The organism is Streptomyces sp. NPDC096048 (assembly GCF_044763415.1).
In the GTDB taxonomy this organism is placed as follows: domain Bacteria; phylum Actinomycetota; class Actinomycetes; order Streptomycetales; family Streptomycetaceae; genus Streptomyces.
In genome coordinates this window covers 244088-262627 of sequence record NZ_JBIWGG010000006.1, presented here as the reverse complement: position 1 = coordinate 262627, position 18540 = coordinate 244088, and the positions used below count along the sequence as shown (strand labels likewise).

Sequence of the window (18540 nt, the reverse complement as noted above, 5' to 3'; positions counted from 1 at the left end):
CTGTGCCCCCGGCAGGATTCGAACCTGCGACACCCGCTTTAGGAGAGCGGTGCTCTATCCCCTGAGCTACGAAGGCCGGTGGCGGCACCGTGAGGTGTGGAGGTGCCACCGCCGACAGTGTAGCGGGTGGGTCGGAGGGCGTCGGGCCGGTCAGGTGAGGGGGACTCGGCGGAAGCGGCCCGCCACGCGCAGGTCGGCCTCGATGTGTTCCGCCGTCTCTTTCAGGGGCGGCAGGACGTCCGTCACGCAGTCCGCTGCCGTTCGGCGTGCGGCGTGCATGGCGACGTTCACCGCGGCCACCGTGCGGCCCTCGCGGTCGCGTACCGGGACGGCGAGGGAGCGCAGGCCGGCCTCCAGTTCCTCGTCGACCAGGGCGTAGCCCTGCGAGCGGGCCTCCGGGAGGGAGAGGAGGACGTGGCCCAGTGCCGTCGCGTGGGCCGGGAGGCGGGTGCCGAGTGTGATGTGGGCGCTCATGACGCGGCTTGTCGACGCGCGGGCCGTGTACTGGACCTCCTCGCCCGAGTCCGACAGTACGGCCAGCGAGGCGGACTCGTGGACGTGGTCGGCGAGGGCGGTCAGGTGGGGCTGGGCGATCTGGGGGAGGGAGGTGCGGGAGAGGGGTGGGAAGCCGAGGGAGAGGACTCGGGGGGTGAGGGTGAAGGTGTGGGCGGGGGTCTGGCGTACCAGGCCCGCGTGTTCGTGGGTGATCAGGGCTCGGCGGGCTGTCGCGCGGGCCAGGCCCGTCGCCTTCGCGACCTCCGTGAGGGTCAGCTCCGGGCGGTCCTCGCCGAAGGCCGTCAGTACCGTCAGGCCGCGGGCCAGGGATTCGATGAACTCCCGGCCCAGTTCGTGTTTGGACGCGGCCGTCCAGGTGGCCAGGCCGGAGCGGGGGGCTCCCGGTTCCGGTGGCGGGGCGGTGCGCAGGTCGTTCTCCATCGCGGTGACCGCCGTGCGGAGGTGGGGGAGCAGGGTCGTGCGCAGGTCCTCGGCCGTGCGGCGGCTGGTGTGGCTCACGACGCTCGCCACGCAGGCCACCCGGCCGGTGCCCGGGTCCCGTACGGGGGCCGAGACCGCGACCAGGCCCGGTTCGATCAGCTGGTCGTCCAGGGAGTAGTCGGTGGTCGCCGCGGTGGCCGTGCGGTGCTCGAAGTCGTCGTCCTCGGGGGTGTGGTCGCGTGGGGGTACGGCGGGGAAGGTGCGGTCCTCCGGGTCCGCGGCCCGGCGCTCGTGCCAGTGGCGCCAGTCGGCCTCCGTCCACTCGGTGGCGAACAGCGGGCCCGGCGCGGTGCGTTCGGCGGGGAGGAGGTCGCCGATGCGGAAGCTCAGGGACATCGCGCGGCGGCGGGTGGCCTGGTGGATGAAGCGGATGCCGTCCCGGTCGCCGACCGCGAGGGAGACCGACTCGTCCAGTTCGTCGGCCAGGGCGTCGGCACGGGCGGAGAGGAGGTCGGGGAGGCGGAGGGCGGCGAGGTAGGCGTTGCCCAGTTCGGTCAGGCGGGGGGCGAGGGTGACGTCGCGGCCGTCCAGGCGGACGTATCCCATGCGCGCGAGGGTGGCCGTGACGCGGTCGACCGTGGCGCGGGCCAGGCCGGTGGCCTTCTCCAGGCCGCTGAGGCTGAGCGTGCCGCCGTCGTCCGCCTCGGTCAGCCGCCGCAGTACGGCGATGCCGCGCAGCAGCGGTGCGACCGCCTCGGCCGGCGGGACGGTACCGACCGCCTCGGCCGGCGGGACGGCACCGGGCGCCGCAGCCGGTGGGACGGTACCGGGCGCCTCGGTCGGCGGGACCGCACCGGGCGGCGCGTTCCGTGTTCCGGCGCCCCCGGTGCCGGGGGCGGCGACAGCCTCCGCGTGGGCGGCGTCGTTCGTGGTGTTGGCGGGCATCGGCTCTCCGGTACGGCGGTCGCGGCAGGGCTACCGTAATGCCGCCACGTAACGCCGCCACCGGACGGGCCGGTCGTCAGCTGGTCGTCAGCCGCGGGTGACCCGCACCTGGTGATCGCCCTTCAGGTCCGCCCCGGACACCGCGATCGTGATGCCCCGGCGCGGGTCCTTGAAGGTCTCGCCCGGGGTGAAGGCGGCGTCCGAGAGTTCGGCGTGGACGTTCGGGCTGCGGGTGCAGCCGCCGCTGTCCCGGCGGGAGTCGAAGACCGTCACCGGGCCCATCCCCGTGTCCACGTCGGCGTCGACCTTGTAGATGAGTACGCCCGGACGGCACACCGTCTCGTCGTTGCCCTCGCGGGTGCGCAGTTCGACGGCGTAGCCGGACTTGCCGTCCAGCGGGACGACCACCAGCTTGTCGCCGCCCTTGCGGGCCAGCGGGGTCAGTGTGTACTCCGTCGTTCCGGGCGCCGCGGCGCAGTGCACCTGGGAGGGGTCCAGCCAGCCCAGTTTCCACTTGTGCCAGCCGAGGAGGTCGTTGTTGGCGCCCCAGTCCTCGCTCATGATGTCCCAGTGGCCGACGGCCCCGCCGCCCTCCTGGGTGTAGAGGTCCGGGAGGCCGAAGACGTGGCCGTTCTCGTGCGGGAGCACGCGGTAACCGGTCTCGTCGTAGGAGCCGGATCCGTCGTCCTGGCGCGAGTAGACGAAGGACGCGTTGGCCACCGGGACGCCGTCGGCGACCGGGGCCTCGGTGTTGCCGGCGAAGGTGACGGACAGGACCGTGTCCAGGGCGGAGGGGCCCGCGTTCGGGGTGACCAGCACGTTCAGGAGGTCGTACGACCGGAAGTCCACCTTCGCGTCGGCCGCCGCCACCAGGTCCTGGACCAGGTTCCGGTAGCCGGGGTCGAAGGGGGCGCCGCGTTCTATGCCGTACTCGGCGAACGACTTCGGCATGCGCAGCCAGTCCCGGATCGGTGTCTCGGGGTGGTAGTCGAGGCGGCCGTAGGAGCTGGTGCGGAACCATTCCTCGGTCTGCGGGAAGAACTCCGCGTAACGGTCGAGCGCCTTGCCCTCGCCGGGCGCGTCCGAGAAGTCGATCATCAGGGTGAGGGCGCGTACGGTGCCGGTCGGGCGGGCGTAGCCGGCGGAGGTCGGGACGCCCTCGGACATCTGGATCTCGGAGCCGCCGCTGATCATGCAGGGGGCGTGCGCGGAGGAGCGGGAGAGGGTGGCGGGGCCGGGGCCCGACGCCGTGGTGCTCGGCGCGAGCCGGCCGGTGCCGGCCGAGGTGCTGACGGCGAGGGTCACGACGGTGACGGTCGCGATCGCGGCCAGCCGGCGCGGGCGTATCCGACGGCGCGGCGCCCGCTGCTGCTGCGGCTGCATGCAGACCTCCCGGACCACGGCAGCCGCCGGACACCGGCTGCACCCTTGCGATCACCCTGTGCCGAGGGGTGGGTGGGCGCGCGCTGGAGGAGCCGATCGTGGGTTTCTCGCCGGTAGCCGCCGACCGGGGGCGTGCCCGGAGGGCGCATTCAGGGAGGCAGGCAGGTTGTGACGCAGGTCACAGTGAATCTCTTCGGGTTCGGGAAATAACCGGGGATCGTTTCCCCGTTTAGCCCTGTGTCCGAGCGAAACGGGGATTCCCTCCCCGGATCGCCAGTCAAGGCATCCGAGGAGTACGCCGTGCAGACCGCAACCCCCGAGCAGCACAAGGTGACCCGGCCCCGCGCCGACGCCCTGCGCAATCGGGAGCGGATCGTCACCGCCGCCCGGGAGATGTTCGTCGAGCACGGGCCCGACGTGCCGCTCGACGACGTCGCCCGCCGGGCCGGCGTCGGCAACGCCACGGTGTACCGCAACTTCCCCGACCGCGACGCCCTCGTCCGCGAGGTCGTCTGCTCGGTCATGGACCGTACGGCACGGGCGGCCGAGCTCGCTCTCGCGGAGTCCGGCGACGCCTTCGAGGCGCTGGAGCGCTTCGTGCACGCCTCCGTCGACGAGCGGATCAGCGCCCTGTGCCCCATGGTGTCCAGCACGTTCGACCAGCACCACCCCGACCTGGAAGCGGCGCGCGAACGGGTCGAGCGACTCGTCGCCGAGGTCATGGACCGGGCGAAGGCGGCCGGTCAGCTCCGTAGCGACGTGGGCGTGGGCGATCTGATGATCGCCGCGGCCCAGCTCAGCCGGCCCCCGGCCGGTACGGGGTGTCTGAGCGCCGACCGGTTCGTCCACCGCCACCTGCAGCTGTTCCTGGACGGGCTGCGGGCTCCCGCCCGCTCCGCCCTCCCGGGCGCGGCCGTGACCATGGAGGACCTCCGCCGGCCCTGCGACCAGTAGTCCCGCCAGTCATCCCGCGAGCAGTCACACCGATAGTCACACCAATAGTCGCATCAGTAGTCATGCGAAGACTCACCGTCTGACCGGAGGACGACGGCTCCCGTAGCCGTCGCCCCTGGTCCAGCCGTCCCTATTACTCATCTTTTTCCGTCACGAAGTCCCGAAGTGGGTATCCCCATGTCTGAAACAGCCGTCAAGGCTCCCGGCGTCCCGGACGCCGGACGCTGGAAAGCGCTCGTCTTCATCGCGCTCGCCCAGCTGATGGTCGTCCTCGACGCCACCATCGTGAACATCGCCCTGCCCTCCGCCCAGCAGGACCTCGGCATCTCCGACGGCAACCGGCAGTGGGTCGTCACGGCCTACGCCCTCGCCTTCGGCGGTCTGCTGCTGTTCGGCGGCCGGATAGCCGACCTGTGGGGCCGCAAGCGCACCTTCGTCCTCGGGCTGGCCGGCTTCGCCGTCGCCTCCGCGCTCGGCGGAGCGGCCACCAACGAGGCGATGATGTTCGGCTCGCGCGCCCTCCAGGGTGTCTTCGGCGCGCTGCTCGCGCCCGCCGCGCTCTCCCTGCTCGCCGTGATGTTCACGGACGCCAAGGAGCGCGCCAAGGCCTTCGGTATCTACGGTGCGATCGCCGGTGGTGGTGGCGCCGTGGGTCTGATCCTCGGCGGATTCCTCACCGAGTACCTGAACTGGCGCTGGACGTTCTTCGTCAACATCCCGTTCGCGATCGTCGCGGCGGCCGGTGCGTACCTCGTCATCCGTGAGCCGCGCGGCAGCCGCAACCGCTCGCCGCTCGACATCCCCGGCGTGATCCTGTCCACTCTCGGTCTGGTCGCGCTCGTCTACGGCTTCACCCGCGCCGAGTCGAACGGCTGGAGCGACGCGGTGACGGTCGGCATGTTCGTCGGTTCCGCCGTGCTGCTCCTCGCCTTCGTGATCGTCGAGTCGAAGGTCAAGGCCCCGCTGCTGCCGCTGCGCGTGATCACCGAGCGCAACCGGGGCGGGATCTACCTCTCGCTGGGCCTGGCGATCATCGCGATGTTCGGCCTCTTCCTCTTCCTGACGTACTACCTGCAGATCGTGAAGGGCTACTCGCCGGTGGAGACCGGCTTCGCCTTCCTGCCGATGATCGCGGGCATGATCGTGGGCTCCACGCAGATCGGCACCCGCCTGATGACCCGGGTCGCGCCCCGGCTGCTGATGGGCCCCGGCTTCCTGGTCGCCGCCGTCGGCATGCTGCTGCTGACCCAGCTGGAGATCGACACCTCCTACGCGGGCGTCCTGCTGCCCGGCATGCTCCTGCTCGGCCTCGGTATGGGTACGGCGTTCATGCCGGCCATGTCCCTGGCCACCATGGGCGTGGAGCCGCGGGACGCCGGTGTCGCCTCCGCGATGGTCAACACCTCGCAGCAGGTGGGCGGCGCGATCGGTACGGCGCTGCTGAACACGATCGCCGCCTCGGCGACCACGTCCTACATCGCCGACAACATCGGCGGTGCGGCCTCCCGGTCCCAGCAGCAGCTGGTCCAGCTGGAGGGCCAGGTGCAGGGCTACACCAGCGCCATCTGGTTCGCCGTCGGCATCCTGGTCGCGGCGGCCGTGATCGCCCTGACCTTCGTCAACGCCGGCCGCCCGGGCGGCACCGCCGTCACGGGGTCCGGTTCGGGTGACGCGGCCGAGGACGAGCTGCGGGTGCCGGTCGTCGCCCACTGACGACGCCGGACGCGGTACTCCTTCGGGTCTTCGGGCCACCTGTTCCATCCGTGCGCGGGGGGAGGGGACGCCCCTCCCGCACGGTTCCCAGGACCTGCCCCGGCCGCGCGCTCAGCGCAGCCAGGGCAGGTCCGCACCCGCTTCGCTCGGCTGAAGTCCCTCGGCGACGATCCGCATGATCTCGCCGAGGGACTTCTGCTGTTCGGGCGTGAGCCGGTCGAACACGGCCTGGCGTACGGCGTCCACGTGGCCCGGCGCGGTCCGGCCCAGCACCTCGTACCCCTCGTCCGTGAGGATGGCGAACTGGCCCCGCTTGTCCGAGGGGCAGTCCTCGCGGCGCACCCAGCCGTTCTTCTCCAGGCGGGCGATCGCGTGCGAGAGGCGGGAACGGGTGATCTTGGCGTACCGGGCCAGCTCCGTCATCCGCAGCCGCCGCCGCGGTGACTCGGCGAGCTTTACCAGCAGGCCGTAGTAGACGTGCGGCATGCCCGCGTCACGCTGGAGCTGACGGTCGAGGTGGTCCTCCAGGAGGGTCGCGGCCTCGATGTAGGAGCGCCATACGCGCTGCTCCTCGGCGGTGAGCCAGCGGGGCTCTTCGGCGGGGGAGGCCGGGATGGGTGCCGTGTTCATGTAACCCATCGTACGCAACCACTTCTTGAAGTTTAAACAAATGAGGCGTAGATTCACGTCCAGAGAGATTGAGAGTTCAAGTACTGGGAGCCGCCCTCATGTCCGCCACCGTTCAGGAGCGCATGCCCGCCCTCTATCTCAGTCACGGCGCCCCGCCGCTCGCCGACGACCCCGTCTGGCCCGGCGAACTCGCCGCGTGGGCCGCCGCCCTCCCGCGCCCCAAGGCGATCCTCGTCGTCTCCGCCCACTGGGAGGAGGCCCCGCTCGCCCTCGGCGCCACCCGGACCGTCCCCCTGGTGTACGACTTCTGGGGCTTTCCGGAGCACTACTACCGGGTGCGCTACGAGGCCCCCGGCGCCCCCGCGCTCGCCGAGTCCGTCCGCAAGCTGCTGCGCGCCCCCGGTACGCCCGTGCAGGACGTCCCCGAGCGCGGCCTCGACCACGGCGCGTACGTGCCGCTCGTCGAGATGTACCCAGGCGCCGACATCCCGGTCCTCCAGGTCTCCATGCCGACCCTCGACCCCGCGCGGCTGATGGAGACCGGCCGCAGGCTCGCGCCGCTGCGCGACGAGGGCGTGCTGATCATCGGCTCCGGCTTCTTCACCCACAACCTGGCCGCCCTGCGCCAGAGCGGCACCCCCGCCTGGTCCGCCGAGTTCGACGACTGGGGCAGGCGCGCGCTGGAGGCCGGTGACGTGGACGGGCTGCTCGACTTCGCCCGCAAGTCCCCGGCGGGCCTGCTCGCCCACCCGCGCACCGAGCACTTCGCCCCGCTGTTCGTGACGATGGGGGCGGCGGACGCGGCCGGCGAGCTGGACCTGCGTGAATCCGTGATCGACGGCTTCTGGATGGGGCTGGCGAAGCGGTCGGTACAGTTCGGCTGAGCGCGCACCGCGGGAGGGGCGGCTGAGCGCGCACCGCGGGAGGGGCTAGAGCGGCTTCTCGTACCAGGCCACGTCCCAGTACCGGCCGAACTTCCGGCCCACCTCGCGGTACGTGCCGACGTGCCGGAAGCCGAAGCGCTCGTGCAGCCGGGCGGAGGCGGCGTTGGGCTGTGCGATGCCCGCGTAGGCGCGGTGCAGGTCCTCGTCGGCCAGGGCCTCGAAGAGGGACGCGTAGAGCAGCGTGCCGATGCCCCGGCCGCCGGCCCGCGGGGCGACGTAGACGGTGGTCTCCACGGAGGTCCCGTACGCGGGTTTCGCGCGGTAGGGGCTGGATGTGGCGTACCCCAGAATCTCCTGTGAGTCGGCGTCCGTGGCAACCCTCAGCCGGTGCGGGCCGTCTTCAGGGTGGGAGAGCAGCCAAGGGCGGCGCTCTTCCGGAGTGAAGGGTTCGGTGTCGAACGTGATGGGCGTCTCACGTACGTAGTGGTTGTAGAGGTCGGTGAGGGCCTTGAGATCGTCCTCGACCCCCGGCCTGACCTGGACCTCCGCACGTCCCGACGGCATCGTGCCTCCTCATGTGGCGGCACAGGGTACTGCATGATCAGAAAAATCGGGGGGCGGGTTGGGAATTCTGTCCGGATTCCAGTCGTTGTTTCCATCGGATGCAGGGCACCCGAGGAGAGTCCCGAGAGGGACCGGAGACCGGATCCGGGACCGAGGAGACCGGAGACGACAACCCCACACGGCGCCCGGTGTCCACTGGATCACCCGCTGAACCACCATCGCAAGGGAGCACGCATGGCAACCCGTGCCGTCGCCCGTCGTAAGTCCGCCACCGGCGGGACCTCCGACGCGGCAACCAGCGTCCGCGCAGGCGGCGGCGAGCTCGCCGACCGCGATCTGGTCGGCATGTACCTCGACGAGATCGCACGGACGCCGCTGCTCGACGCCGCCAAGGAGGTCGAGCTGTCCCAGGCCATCGAGGCGGGTGTGTTCGCGCGGCAGGTCCTCGAAGGCTACGAGGAGACCGGGGCGGACGCCACCCGGGAGGAGCTGGAGGCTCTGATCGAGGAGAGCGAGCGGGCGAAGGACGTCTTCATCCGTTCCAACCTCCGCCTCGTCGTCGCGGTCGCCCGCCGCTACCCCCGCAGTGGTCTGCCCCTCCTCGACCTCATCCAGGAGGGCAACGCCGGCCTGGTCCGCGCGGTCGAGAAGTTCGACTACCGCAAGGGCTTCAAGTTCTCGACGTACGCGACCTGGTGGATCCGCCAGGCCATCACCCGGTCGATCGCCGACCAGTCGCGCACCATCCGCCTCCCCGTCCACCTGGTGGAGGAGCTGGGCCGGATCCGGCGCGTGCAGCGCGAGTTCAACCGCGAGCACGGCCGCGAGCCGGAGCCCGCCGAGATCGCCGCCGAGCTCGGTTCGACGCCGGAGCGCGTCACCGACGTACTCGACTGGGCCCGCGACCCCGTCTCGCTGAACATGTCGGTGGACGACGAGGGCGAGACCCAGTTCGGCGACCTGCTGGAGGACACCTCCGCCGTGTCGCCCGAGCAGTCGGTGATGACGCTGCTGCGCAGCGAGGAGCTCGACGACCTCATCGGCCGCCTCGACCCGCGCACGGCCTCCATCATCAAGATGCGGTACGGCATCGTCGACGGCCGCGAGCGTACGCTGACCGAGGTCGGCAAGGAGCACGGGCTCACGCGCGAGCGGATCCGGCAGATCGAGAAGCACGCGCTGCTGGAGCTGAAGAAGCTGGCCCGCGACACCGGCTTCGAGGCGGCGGCGTAAGCGGGCGGCGGGCCGGCGGGCGACGCGACGGAGTCGGACCGCCGCCGGGCCCGGTCGCCGGATCACCGGGGCGGATCGCCGCCGGAGCCACCGGAGGCCGTGATGCGGGGGCGTGACGTGACGGGTGGGGCGTACGCCGGTGGCCGAACCCCGCGCAAACATGGCTGTACAACGCTGCTTCAACCGGCGGGGGCCCGGGAACAAGAACTCCGGGCCCAACAGTTCGGGCCCGGGTACCGGCCTCGAACCGGCCCCTTCCGCCCCTATGGACCACGTCCCGACGCACTCCCCCCGGCGCCGGGACTCTCCCGAGCCGGGCTCGGCGCCTCTCCCCCCGGGGCGCCGCAGCCCGGCTCCTCCCGTCCGGGAGGCGGGGCACCCCGAACCTGAACCCCGGGGTGGCCCGCCGAATGGCAGATTCTGCCACAGCGGCATAGCCTGCCGAAGTGAGCAGCACCACCCCACCATCGTCGGCGGCCCCCGCGCCCGGCCCGGCACCCGTGTCCCTGACCGAGCGGCGCAAGGCCGAGACCCGGATGGAGATCGCCCGCGCGGCGGCCCGTCTCTTCGTCGGCCAGGGCCTGCGGGCCACCAGGGCCGAGGACATCGCCCGGGCCGCAGGGATCGCCCCGCGCACCTTCTACCGCTACTTCGCGACGAAGGAGGAGGCCGTCGCCCCGCTCTACGCCCTCGGCGCCGAACGCTGGGCGCAGGCGGTGCGCGAGGCCCCGGCCGAACTGTCCCCGCCCGAGGCCCTGGAGTACGCCGTACGGCACACGCTGACGCCGGGCGCCGGGGTGTCGGCGTCCTCCTGGCAGTGGGCCCGCACGCTCATCCGCCTGGCCGAGACCAGCCCGGCGCTGCGGAAGGTATGGGCGGAGGTCTGCCAGACGGCGGAGCGGGGGCTCGTGGAGGTGCTGGCGGTGCGGACGGCGCAGGGGGACGACAACGTTGCCGCGCGGCTGCGGGCCTCTCCCGAGCTGCACTTCGCGGCAGCTGCGGCGAGTGCGGCGGTGCGCGTGGCGGTGGAGCACTGGGCGGTCTGCGCGGAGGACCCCTCGTCCGACGGCGTGAGGACCGGGGGCCCACTGGAGCTGGCGTTGCGGAATCTCCGGGTACTGCGGGAGGTCGCTTGGGAGGGCGGCCCCACGGGGTAGCCGACGCGCGAACGGGCGCGCTTCGGTGCCGTCCTTCGGCGGTACGGGGGCGTGGCGGCGCCGGGGCGTGGCGGGGTCGGAGCTTGGCGGAGCCGGAGCATGGGGGGGGCGGAGCTTGGCGGGTTCGGAGCGGGGCGGATCGGAGGTTGGCGGCGCGCCGGGCGTGGTGGCGCCGAGCTCGGCGGGAATCGGTCACTGATCCGCTGCCGCCCTCACCAACCTCTCCCCCAACCCCCGTACGCACTCCACCAGTTCCGCCGGCTCCCGCACCCGGAAGTCCACTCCCAGCATCGCGAGACGTACCGCCATCCACTCCACCGCGTCGGACACGGTCGCCCGCAGGACGCACGACGCGCCGCCGTCCGTCGGCTCCGGTGTTCCGAGCCACTGCGGCAGCCGTGCCGCGACGACCTCGGCCGGCGCGTCGAAGGCGACCACGATCTCGTACGAGTCGCCTCGCCGCTGCATCGAGCGCCGCAGGTACTCCGCCGCGCTCCCCGTCGGCAACTCCCGCGGAGCGAACCGCGCACCCGTGGCGAACGGTTCGCTCACCCGGTCGACCCGGAAGGTCCGCCAGTCGTCCCGGTCGAGGTCGTAGGCGACCAGGTACCAGCGGCGACCCGTCGACACCAGCCGGTACGGCTCCGTCACGCGCCGCGACTCGACGCCGTCCCCCGCGCGGTAGGCGAACCGCAGCCGCTCCCGCCCGGCCACCGTCGACGCCATGACGGTCAGCGTCTCAGGCGCGATGCTCGGACCGTCCCCGCTGGTCAGCGGCGTCGTCGCGGCCTGGAGGGTGGCGACGCGGTGACGCAGCCGCCCCGGCAGTACCTGCTCCAGCTTGGCCAGCGCCCGTACCGACGCCTCGTCCACGCCCTCGACCGCGTGACCGGCGCCGGCCCGCAGCCCGACCGCGATGGCCACCGCCTCCTCGTCGTCGAGGACGAGCGGCGGCATCGCCTTGCCGGCCACCAGCCGGTAGCCGCCGTCGGAACCCATGGTCGCCTGCACGGGATAGCCCAGCTCGCGCAGCCGGTCGATGTCCCGCCGGACCGTGCGGCGGGAGACCCCGAGCCGGTCGGCGAGCTCGCCGCCGGGCCATTCGCGGGGCGTCTGGAGGAGGGAGAGGAGCGTCAGGAGCCGGGCCGGAGTGTCCGTCGTCATGCGTTCGAGGATGCCGCACATCTAGGACGCGACCTGTCCTATTGGGACCATAGCTTTCCTCCATGACCTCAACGCACACCCCAGGGCCCGCACCCGCCCAGCCCGTCGCGGGCGACCGACGTCGCTGGTTCGCCCTCGCGATCGTGATGACCGCGGCGTTCATGGACCTGGTCGACGTCACCATCGTGAACATCGCGATCCCGTCGATCCGGCAGGACGAGGGCGCCTCCTTCAGCCAGATCCAGTGGATCACCGCCGGTTACGCCCTCGCCTTCGCCGCCGGCCTGATCACCGGCGGGCGGCTCGGCGACATCCACGGACGCAAGCGGGTGTTCCTCGTCGGCATCGGCGGCTTCACCGTCGCGTCCGCGCTGTGCGGCCTCGCCGTGAGCCCGGAGATGCTGGTCGCCTCCCGCATCCTCCAGGGCGCCATGGCGGCGCTGATGGTGCCGCAGGTCCTGTCGATCGTGCACGCCACCTTCCCGGCGCACGAACGCGGCAAGGTGTTCGGGCTGTTCGGCGCGATCGTCGGACTGGGGGCCGTCTCCGGTCCCCTGCTGGGCGCCCTGCTCACCGAGTGGAACCTCTTCGGGCTCGAGTGGCGGCCCATCTTCCTCATCAACCTGCCGGTCGGCATCGCGGGACTCGTCCTCGGCAGCCGCTTCATCACGGAGTCCAAGGCGCCGCGCGCCCTCAAGCTGGACCTGGTCGGGGTCGGCCTGGTCACCCTCGGTCTGCTGATGCTGGTCTACCCGCTCACCCGGGGCCGCGAGCTGGACTGGCCGCTGTGGGGGTACCTGTCGATGGCCGGCTCGGTCGTCGTCCTCGCGGTGCTGGTGGCGTACGAGAGGCGGAAGACCGCGCGGGACGGTTCGCCGCTGGTCGAGCTGTCCCTGTTCAAGGTGAAGAGCTTCGCGGCGGGCATCGCCGTGCAGACCGTCTTCGGGGTCGCGCTCGGCATCTTCTTCCTGGTGTGGACGCTGTACATGCAGGAGGGGCTCGGCTGGACCCCGCTGCGGGCCGGGCTGACCGGCGTGCCGTTCTCGATCGCCGTCTCCGTGGCGGCCGGGGTGTCGGTGCAGAAGCTGGTCCCGCGCTTCGGGCGCAAGGTGCTCCAGGCGGGCGCGCTGGTGATGGCGGCCGGAGTACTGCTCTACATCTGGGAGTCGGAGCGGTACGGGCTCGGCATCACGTCCTGGCAGATGGCGCTGCCGCTCGTCGTGATGGGTGTCGGCATGGGGCTGATCGTCGCGCCGCTGACGGACGCGGTGCTGTCCCAGGTGCCCCGTGAGCACGCCGGAGCGGCGTCCGGGCTCATCAACACCGTGCAGCAGATGGGCAACGCGCTGGGGCTGGGGCTGGTCTCGGTGGTCTTCTTCGGCACGATGAGCGACCACCTGGCCCCGTCCCGCATCGGCCCGGAGTACGCGGACGGCTTCCAGAACGCGCTGGGCTGGGTCGCCGGGGTGATGGGCGTCATCTTCCTGCTGATGTTCGCGCTGCCCAGGCGGCCGGCCCAGCACGTGGAGGGGGCCCAGGAGGAGGAACGGGCGGAGGAGAAGAAGCCCGCGCTGGTCTGATCGCGCTGATCGCGGCGTGCTTGAGGGGACGACGTGAGGGCGGGGACGGAGCGGCGGCGACGGAAGGGCGGGTCCGGTACTTCGGTGCTGGGCCCGCCCCCTTCTTTCATGATGCCCGTTCATGTCTGTTTGGGTCCGAGCGCTTCCGGTTTTCGGTTTACATTCTGGAATACCGGGCGTAATCTCCGAGTGAAACCACAGGTTCGGGCACAGGTCGGAGGCGAACGGTCATGTACGCACCGGAGCGGCAGCAGGAGATCCTCCGGCTCGCCCGGGACGGCGGCCGGGTGGACGTGGTGTCGCTGGCCGAGGAGTTCCAGGTGACGGCGGAGACCATCCGCCGCGACCTGAAGGCGCTCGACCGCGCCGGTCTGCTCCGCCGGGTGCACGGCGGCGCGATCCCCGCCGGGCGGCTGGACTTCGAACCGGACCTCGCCGAGCGCGAGTCGACGGCCGCCGACGAGAAGGACCGGATCGCCAAGGCGGCCCTGGCGGAACTGCCGACCGAGGGCACGATGATCCTCGACGCCGGTTCGACCGTGGCCCGCATGGCCGCCGCGCTCCCGCCGGAGACCGCGCTGACCGTCGTCACCCACAGCCTGCCCATCGCGGCCCGCCTCGCCGACCACCCCGGCATCCAACTCCACCTGGTCGGAGGGCGCGTGCGGCACCGTACGCGCGCCGCCGTGGACGCCTGGGCGCTGCGCGCGTACGGCGAGATCCGCGCCGACGTGCTGGTGGTGGCGGCCAACGGCTTCTCCGTGGAGCACGGTCTGACCACCCCCGACCTCGCCGAGGCCGCCGTCAAGCGGGCCGCCATCGCCGCCGCCCGCCGCGTGGTGCTGGTCGCCGACTCCTCCAAGCACGGCCAGGAGCACTTCGCCCGCTTCGGCGCCCTGAGCGACGTGGACCTGCTGATCACCGACAGCGGGATGAGCCCCGAAGACGCCACCGCCATCGAGCGCGCCGGCACGGAAGTAGTACGCGCATGATCCTCACCGTCACCCCCAACCCGTCGCTGGACCGCACCTACGAGGTCCCCTCCCTCGACCGCGGCGAGGTCGTCCGCGCCACGGGCGAGCGCGTGGACCCGGGCGGCAAGGGCGTGAACGTCTCGCGCGCGGTGACGGCGGCCGGCCGGCGCACCGTCGCGGTGCTGCCGCTGGGCGGGCCGTCCGGCACCCTCGTCACCGAACTGCTCGACGCCCAGGGCATCGAGGTCGCGCCGGTGCCGATCGCCGGGGTCACCCGGGCCAACATCGCGCTCGCCGAGTCCGACGGCGTCCTGACGAAGATCAACGCACCGGGTCCCGACCTGTCGGCGGCCGAGCGGGAACTGCTCCTGGAGACCGTACGGCGGCAGTCGCCCGGCGCGGACTGGATCGCCTGCTGCGGCAGCCTGCCCCGCGGACTCGCTCCCTCCTGGTACGCCGACCTGGTCGCCCGGGCGCACGCCGCCGGTGTCCGCATCGCGCTGGACACCTCCGGGCCCGCCCTGCTCCAGGCGTTGCGCGAGGGGCCCGACGTGGTCAAGCCGAACGCCGAGGAGCTGGCGGAGGCCGTCGGGCGGCCCCTGGCCACCGTCGGCGACGCCGTGAAGGCCGCCGAGGAACTGCGGGAGCTGGGCGCCCGGTCGGTGCTCGCCAGCCTCGGCGCCGACGGTCAGCTGCTCGTGGACGACGCGGGCACCTGGTTCGGCAGCGCCCGCGTGGACGCCGTACGCAGCAACGTCGGCGCCGGTGACGCCTCCCTCGCCGGCTTCCTCGTCGCCGGCGGTGCCGGTCCGGGCGCCCTCGCCTCCGCCGTCGCGCACGGCGCCGCCGCCGTGCGGCTGCCCGGCAGTGTGATGCCGACGCCGGCCGACCTGGACCCGGGAGCGGTGACGGTCACGGCGGAGGTGCCGGTGGACCGCGCGCTGAAGGAGCCGGCGTCATGAACCCCCACCCCGTCCCGGACCCCTGTGGCCCGGGCCCCCGTCCCCACCGCAGTGCCCCCGTCCCCGTCCCCGCCCCCGCCCACCACCCCGTGTTCCGGGCGATACGCGAGCTAAGGAGCCCGCGATGAGCGACATGATCACCGCGGATCTGGTCGACCTCGACCTGTCCGCCGATACCAAGGAAGCGGCGGCGCGCGCCCTCGCCGAGCGGATGGTGGCCCAGGGCCGGGTGACCGACCTGGACGGCTTCCTCGCCGACGTGGCCGCCCGTGAGGCGCAGATGCCGACCGGTCTCGACGGCGGTATCGGCATCCCGCACTGCCGCAGCGAGCATGTCACCGAGCCGACGCTCGCCTTCGGGCGCAGCGCGGCCGGCGTCGACTTCGGGGCGGCGGACGGCCCGGCCGACCTGATCTTCCTGATCGCCGCTCCGGCGGGCGCCGACGACGCCCACCTGACGATCCTCTCCGCACTGGCCCGGCAGCTGATGAACGCCGAGTTCACCGCCGCGCTGCGGTCGGTGGGCGACGCGTCGGCCGCCGCGGCGCTGATCCGCGGGGAGGAGCCGACCGGTGCCGAGAGCGTTGCCGAAGGCGCCGAGGACTCCGTGGCGGTCTCGGCGGCGGCCTCCGCCGAGACCGCCACGGGCAGCCCCGACGAGGAGACCCGCGAACCCGAGCGTCCCTTCCGTGTCGTCGCCGTCACCTCCTGCCCCACCGGCATCGCGCACACCTACATGGCGGCCGAGTCGCTGGAGAACGCGGGCCGCGAGGCGGGCGTCGAGGTCGCCGTCGAGACCCAGGGCTCGGCCGGCTTCACCCGGCTCGACCCGGCGGTCATCGAGGCGGCGGACGGCGTGATCTTCGCCCACGACGTGCCCGTGCGCGAGAAGGACCGCTTCGCCGGGAAGCCCACCGTCGACACCGGCGTCAAGGCGGCCATCAACCGGCCCGGCGAGCTGATCGGCGAGGTCCGCGACAAGGCGGCCCGCGGCGAGGTCACGGCGGCCGGCGCGGCCGGTGCCGCCGGTTCCTCCGGCGCGTCGCCCGTCGAGCGCGGCGGCGGGTCCGGTGAGGGATACGGGACGAAGCTGCGCGTCTGGCTGATGTCCGGCGTCAGTTACATGGTCCCGTTCGTCGCCGCGGGCGGTCTGCTGATCGCCCTGGGCTTCGCGATCGGCGGCTACGAGATCAACAAGGCGCCGTCGGTGATGGACCACTTCGTGTGGTCCCAGGCGGACAGCTGGGCGGCGCTGCTGTTCCAGATCGGCGGCGTGGCCTTCGCCTTCCTCGTCCCGGTGCTGGCCGGTTACATCGCCTACGGCATGGCCGACCGGCCGGGCCTGGTCCCCGGCTTCGTCGGCGGTTCGATCGCGCTGACCATCAACGCCGGGTTCCTGGGCGGTCTGGCGGCCGGTCTGATCTCCGGTGCCGTGGTGATGGCGATCCAGCGGGTACGCATCCCGGCGGCCCTGCGCGGCATCATGCCCGTGGTGGTGATCCCGCTGATCTCCTCGGCGGTCGTCGGGTTCCTGATGTTCGTGGTGATCGGCAAGCCCATCGCGTCCGCGCAGAAGGCGATGACCGACTGGCTGAGCGACCTGTCCGGTGCCAACGCGATCCTGCTCGGCGCCCTGCTCGGCCTGATGATGTGCTTCGACCTCGGCGGCCCGGTCAACAAGGTCGCCTACGCCTTCGCCACTGCCGGCATCGCGGTCTCCGACCCGAGCGACTCGGCGATGAAGATCATGGCGGCGGTCATGGCGGCCGGCATGGTCCCGCCGCTCGCGATGGCCCTGGCCACGACCGTGCGCAGCAGGCTCTTCAACGCCGCCGAGCGCGAGAACGGCAAGGCCGCCTGGGTCCTGGGCGCCTCCTTCATCTCCGAGGGCGCGATCCCGTTCGCGGCGGCCGACCCGCTGCGGGTCATCCCGTCCTCGATGGTGGGCGGCGCTGTCACCGGAGCTCTGTCCATGGCCTTCGGCGCCACACTGCGCGCCCCGCACGGCGGCATCTTCGTGGTTCCGCTGATCGGCAACCCGCTGCTCTACCTGGTCGCCATCGCGGCGGGCGTCTGCGTCACCACGGGCCTGGTGATCGTCCTCAAGGGCCTGCGCAGGCCGACGCCGGGCGCGGTGGCCCAAGGTCCCGGCGGCGCGGACCCGTCGGCCACGACGCCGGGGGCGAAGCGGCCGGTGGCCGCGTAAGGGGCGGTCTTCGTTCGACGATTCACGGGCCGGGTTCCGCGGGGGACCCGGCCCGGCGGCGTACGTACCGCGCTCCTGGAAGACCTCTGCCAGCGCCTCCGTGAGGCCTGCCGGCAGACCTGCCGACAGGTCCGCTGGCAGACCCGCTGGCAGACCCGCCGGCAGGTCCGCTGGGAGGTCCTGTCAGAGATCTGCGGAGATCTACCGGAGATCTGCCAGAGGTCTGTCAGGAGACCTGCGCCGCGCGCAGCTCCATCGCACGGCGGGCGGTGTCCTCGCTGTCGTACACCTCGCACATGTGCCGCCCGTCGGGCGTGGCCGTGTGCTCGACCTCCCAGAGAGAGACCTCCGCGCCGTCGTGCAGCAGGAACGCGTGCTCGTAGAGCGAGAAACCGATCCGGGGGCGGCCCGCGCGGCCGGGGCCGCCGAACGCCTGGGTGATCTGGTGCGCGGACGCCGTCGCCAGCCGCGCGGCGACGTCGGCGCCGGGCCGGTCCGGGTTCTCCGCGCGGCGCAGCAGCCGGCGGGCGTGGTCCGCCGAGGCGTCGGGGACGTAGGCGTGCCGCGGGGCGGGGGCCGGGGACAACTGCACCTGCACCGGCAGCTCGAAGTCCGGTGTGTCCGGCGGCAGTGCCAGCCGCGCGGTGGCGGTGCGCAGCTCCTCCTCGTCGACGTACACCTCGTGCTGCGGCTCGCTGCCCGGGGCGGTGTTGTGGACCAGCTCCCAGAGCGTGACCGCCGACCCGTCGGCGAGCAGCCAGGTGTGCCGGTACGTCTCGCGGTGCAGCCCCGCGCTGTGGTGCGCGGAGTGCAGGGAACCGTCGTGCGCCAGCGCGCAGTCCAGCTGCCGTATCGTCTCGTCGGGCAGCTCGAACGAGTTCAGTGCGCGACCGAGCAGTCGCATGAGGTGCTCCTCCGGAGACTCGGGCGACTCGGGTGGTTCGTACGCTGCCGTCTCGTACGGAACGCTCAAGGTTTCTCCCGGCGTTGCTGCATGTCACCTTGTGGGTGCATACCGTAGCCCCTCGGTCGGACATCATGTCCGGGAACCGAGAAAACGTACGCCCGAAAAACGCGCGGGCCGCGCGAAAAGTTCCCGCGCGACCCGACGAACCGTCAAAATCCGCTGCTCAGAGGCCGATGAGGCGGCGCTTCCGGCGATCCACTCGCTCCAGGTCATGTTCCAGCCGTTGACTCCGTTGTCCGGCGCGACCGTGTTGTCCGGGGAGTCCTTGACATCACGAGGTCCCCGATG

15 protein-coding genes and 1 tRNA gene are annotated in these 18540 nt (G+C 72.3%); 9 read left to right on the top strand and 7 right to left on the bottom strand.

From position 1 onward, the window contains the following. Positions 1-3: 3 nt before the first annotated feature. The 3 genes from ACIQ6R_RS18410 to ACIQ6R_RS18400 all read right to left on the bottom strand — a co-directional run bounded on the left by ACIQ6R_RS18410 (position 4) and on the right by ACIQ6R_RS18400 (position 3264). A tRNA-Arg gene (locus ACIQ6R_RS18410) sits at positions 4-76 on the bottom strand. A gap of 74 nt (positions 77-150) precedes the next feature. Further along, positions 151-1881 (bottom strand): IclR family transcriptional regulator C-terminal domain-containing protein, encoded by a 1731-nt coding sequence (locus tag ACIQ6R_RS18405; protein ID WP_404222440.1) that lies wholly within the window; start codon positions 1879-1881, stop codon positions 151-153. Positions 1882-1968: 87 nt separating this feature from the next. Next, the gene (locus ACIQ6R_RS18400; RefSeq protein WP_404222439.1) at positions 1969-3264 is read right to left on the bottom strand and encodes a M6 family metalloprotease domain-containing protein; all 1296 of its coding nucleotides are present in this window, start codon (positions 3262-3264) and stop codon (positions 1969-1971) included. A 300-nt stretch (positions 3265-3564) separates the two neighbouring features. On the opposite strand from ACIQ6R_RS18400, the gene ACIQ6R_RS18395 reads away from it, so the two are divergent. Next, positions 3565-4218 carry a TetR/AcrR family transcriptional regulator gene (locus tag ACIQ6R_RS18395; protein ID WP_404175712.1) on the top strand — a complete coding sequence of 218 codons (654 nt, stop codon included), beginning with the start codon at positions 3565-3567 and terminating at the stop codon, positions 4216-4218. Between the two features lie 177 nt (positions 4219-4395). After that, positions 4396-5931: an MFS transporter gene (locus tag ACIQ6R_RS18390; RefSeq protein WP_404175709.1), complete on the top strand. Its 1536-nt coding sequence runs from the start codon at positions 4396-4398 to the stop codon at positions 5929-5931. Positions 5932-6042: 111 nt separating this feature from the next. Here ACIQ6R_RS18390 and ACIQ6R_RS18385 read toward each other — a convergent pair whose 3' ends face one another. Continuing rightward, on the bottom strand, positions 6043-6561 hold the full coding sequence (locus tag ACIQ6R_RS18385) for a MarR family winged helix-turn-helix transcriptional regulator (protein ID WP_404175706.1): 519 nt from the start codon (positions 6559-6561) through the stop codon (positions 6043-6045). 98 nt (positions 6562-6659) lie between these two features. Here ACIQ6R_RS18385 and ACIQ6R_RS18380 point away from each other — a divergent pair, with 98 nt between their 5' ends. After that, complete coding sequence (locus ACIQ6R_RS18380; RefSeq protein ID WP_404175703.1) at positions 6660-7445, top strand: dioxygenase; 786 nt, start codon at positions 6660-6662, stop codon at positions 7443-7445. A 45-nt stretch (positions 7446-7490) separates the two neighbouring features. Here the strand turns inward: ACIQ6R_RS18380 and ACIQ6R_RS18375 are convergent, their stop codons facing one another. After that, on the bottom strand, positions 7491-8009 hold the full coding sequence (locus ACIQ6R_RS18375) for a GNAT family N-acetyltransferase (protein WP_404222438.1): 519 nt from the start codon (positions 8007-8009) through the stop codon (positions 7491-7493). 234 nt (positions 8010-8243) lie between these two features. On the opposite strand from ACIQ6R_RS18375, the gene ACIQ6R_RS18370 reads away from it, so the two are divergent. Next, positions 8244-9242 carry an RNA polymerase sigma factor RpoD/SigA gene (locus ACIQ6R_RS18370; protein ID WP_404175697.1) on the top strand — a complete coding sequence of 333 codons (999 nt, stop codon included), beginning with the start codon at positions 8244-8246 and terminating at the stop codon, positions 9240-9242. A 446-nt stretch (positions 9243-9688) separates the two neighbouring features. Continuing rightward, the gene (locus ACIQ6R_RS18365) at positions 9689-10399 is read left to right on the top strand and encodes a TetR/AcrR family transcriptional regulator (RefSeq protein ID WP_404222437.1); all 711 of its coding nucleotides are present in this window, start codon (positions 9689-9691) and stop codon (positions 10397-10399) included. Between the two features lie 192 nt (positions 10400-10591). Here ACIQ6R_RS18365 and ACIQ6R_RS18360 read toward each other — a convergent pair whose 3' ends face one another. Beyond that, positions 10592-11563: a helix-turn-helix transcriptional regulator gene (locus ACIQ6R_RS18360; protein WP_404175692.1), complete on the bottom strand. Its 972-nt coding sequence runs from the start codon at positions 11561-11563 to the stop codon at positions 10592-10594. A gap of 62 nt (positions 11564-11625) precedes the next feature. Here ACIQ6R_RS18360 and ACIQ6R_RS18355 point away from each other — a divergent pair, with 62 nt between their 5' ends. From ACIQ6R_RS18355 to ACIQ6R_RS18340, 4 genes are all read left to right on the top strand, one after another. Then, positions 11626-13143, top strand: coding sequence for an MFS transporter (locus ACIQ6R_RS18355; protein WP_404222436.1), 1518 nt, complete (start codon positions 11626-11628; stop codon positions 13141-13143). Positions 13144-13373: 230 nt separating this feature from the next. Beyond that, positions 13374-14135: a DeoR/GlpR family DNA-binding transcription regulator gene (locus tag ACIQ6R_RS18350; RefSeq protein ID WP_404175686.1), complete on the top strand. Its 762-nt coding sequence runs from the start codon at positions 13374-13376 to the stop codon at positions 14133-14135. After that, the gene (gene pfkB, locus ACIQ6R_RS18345; protein ID WP_404222435.1) at positions 14132-15079 is read left to right on the top strand and encodes a 1-phosphofructokinase; all 948 of its coding nucleotides are present in this window, start codon (positions 14132-14134) and stop codon (positions 15077-15079) included. Before ACIQ6R_RS18350 ends, pfkB begins: the two co-directional genes overlap by 4 nt. 124 nt (positions 15080-15203) lie before the next feature. Further along, entirely contained in the window at positions 15204-17285 is a 2082-nt protein-coding gene (locus tag ACIQ6R_RS18340) for a fructose-specific PTS transporter subunit EIIC (protein ID WP_404222434.1), read from the top strand. A 226-nt stretch (positions 17286-17511) separates the two neighbouring features. On the opposite strand, the gene ACIQ6R_RS18335 is transcribed toward ACIQ6R_RS18340, so the two are convergent. Beyond that, positions 17512-18258, bottom strand: coding sequence for a DUF6227 family protein (locus ACIQ6R_RS18335; protein ID WP_404222433.1), 747 nt, complete (start codon positions 18256-18258; stop codon positions 17512-17514). Positions 18259-18540 lie beyond the last annotated feature (282 nt).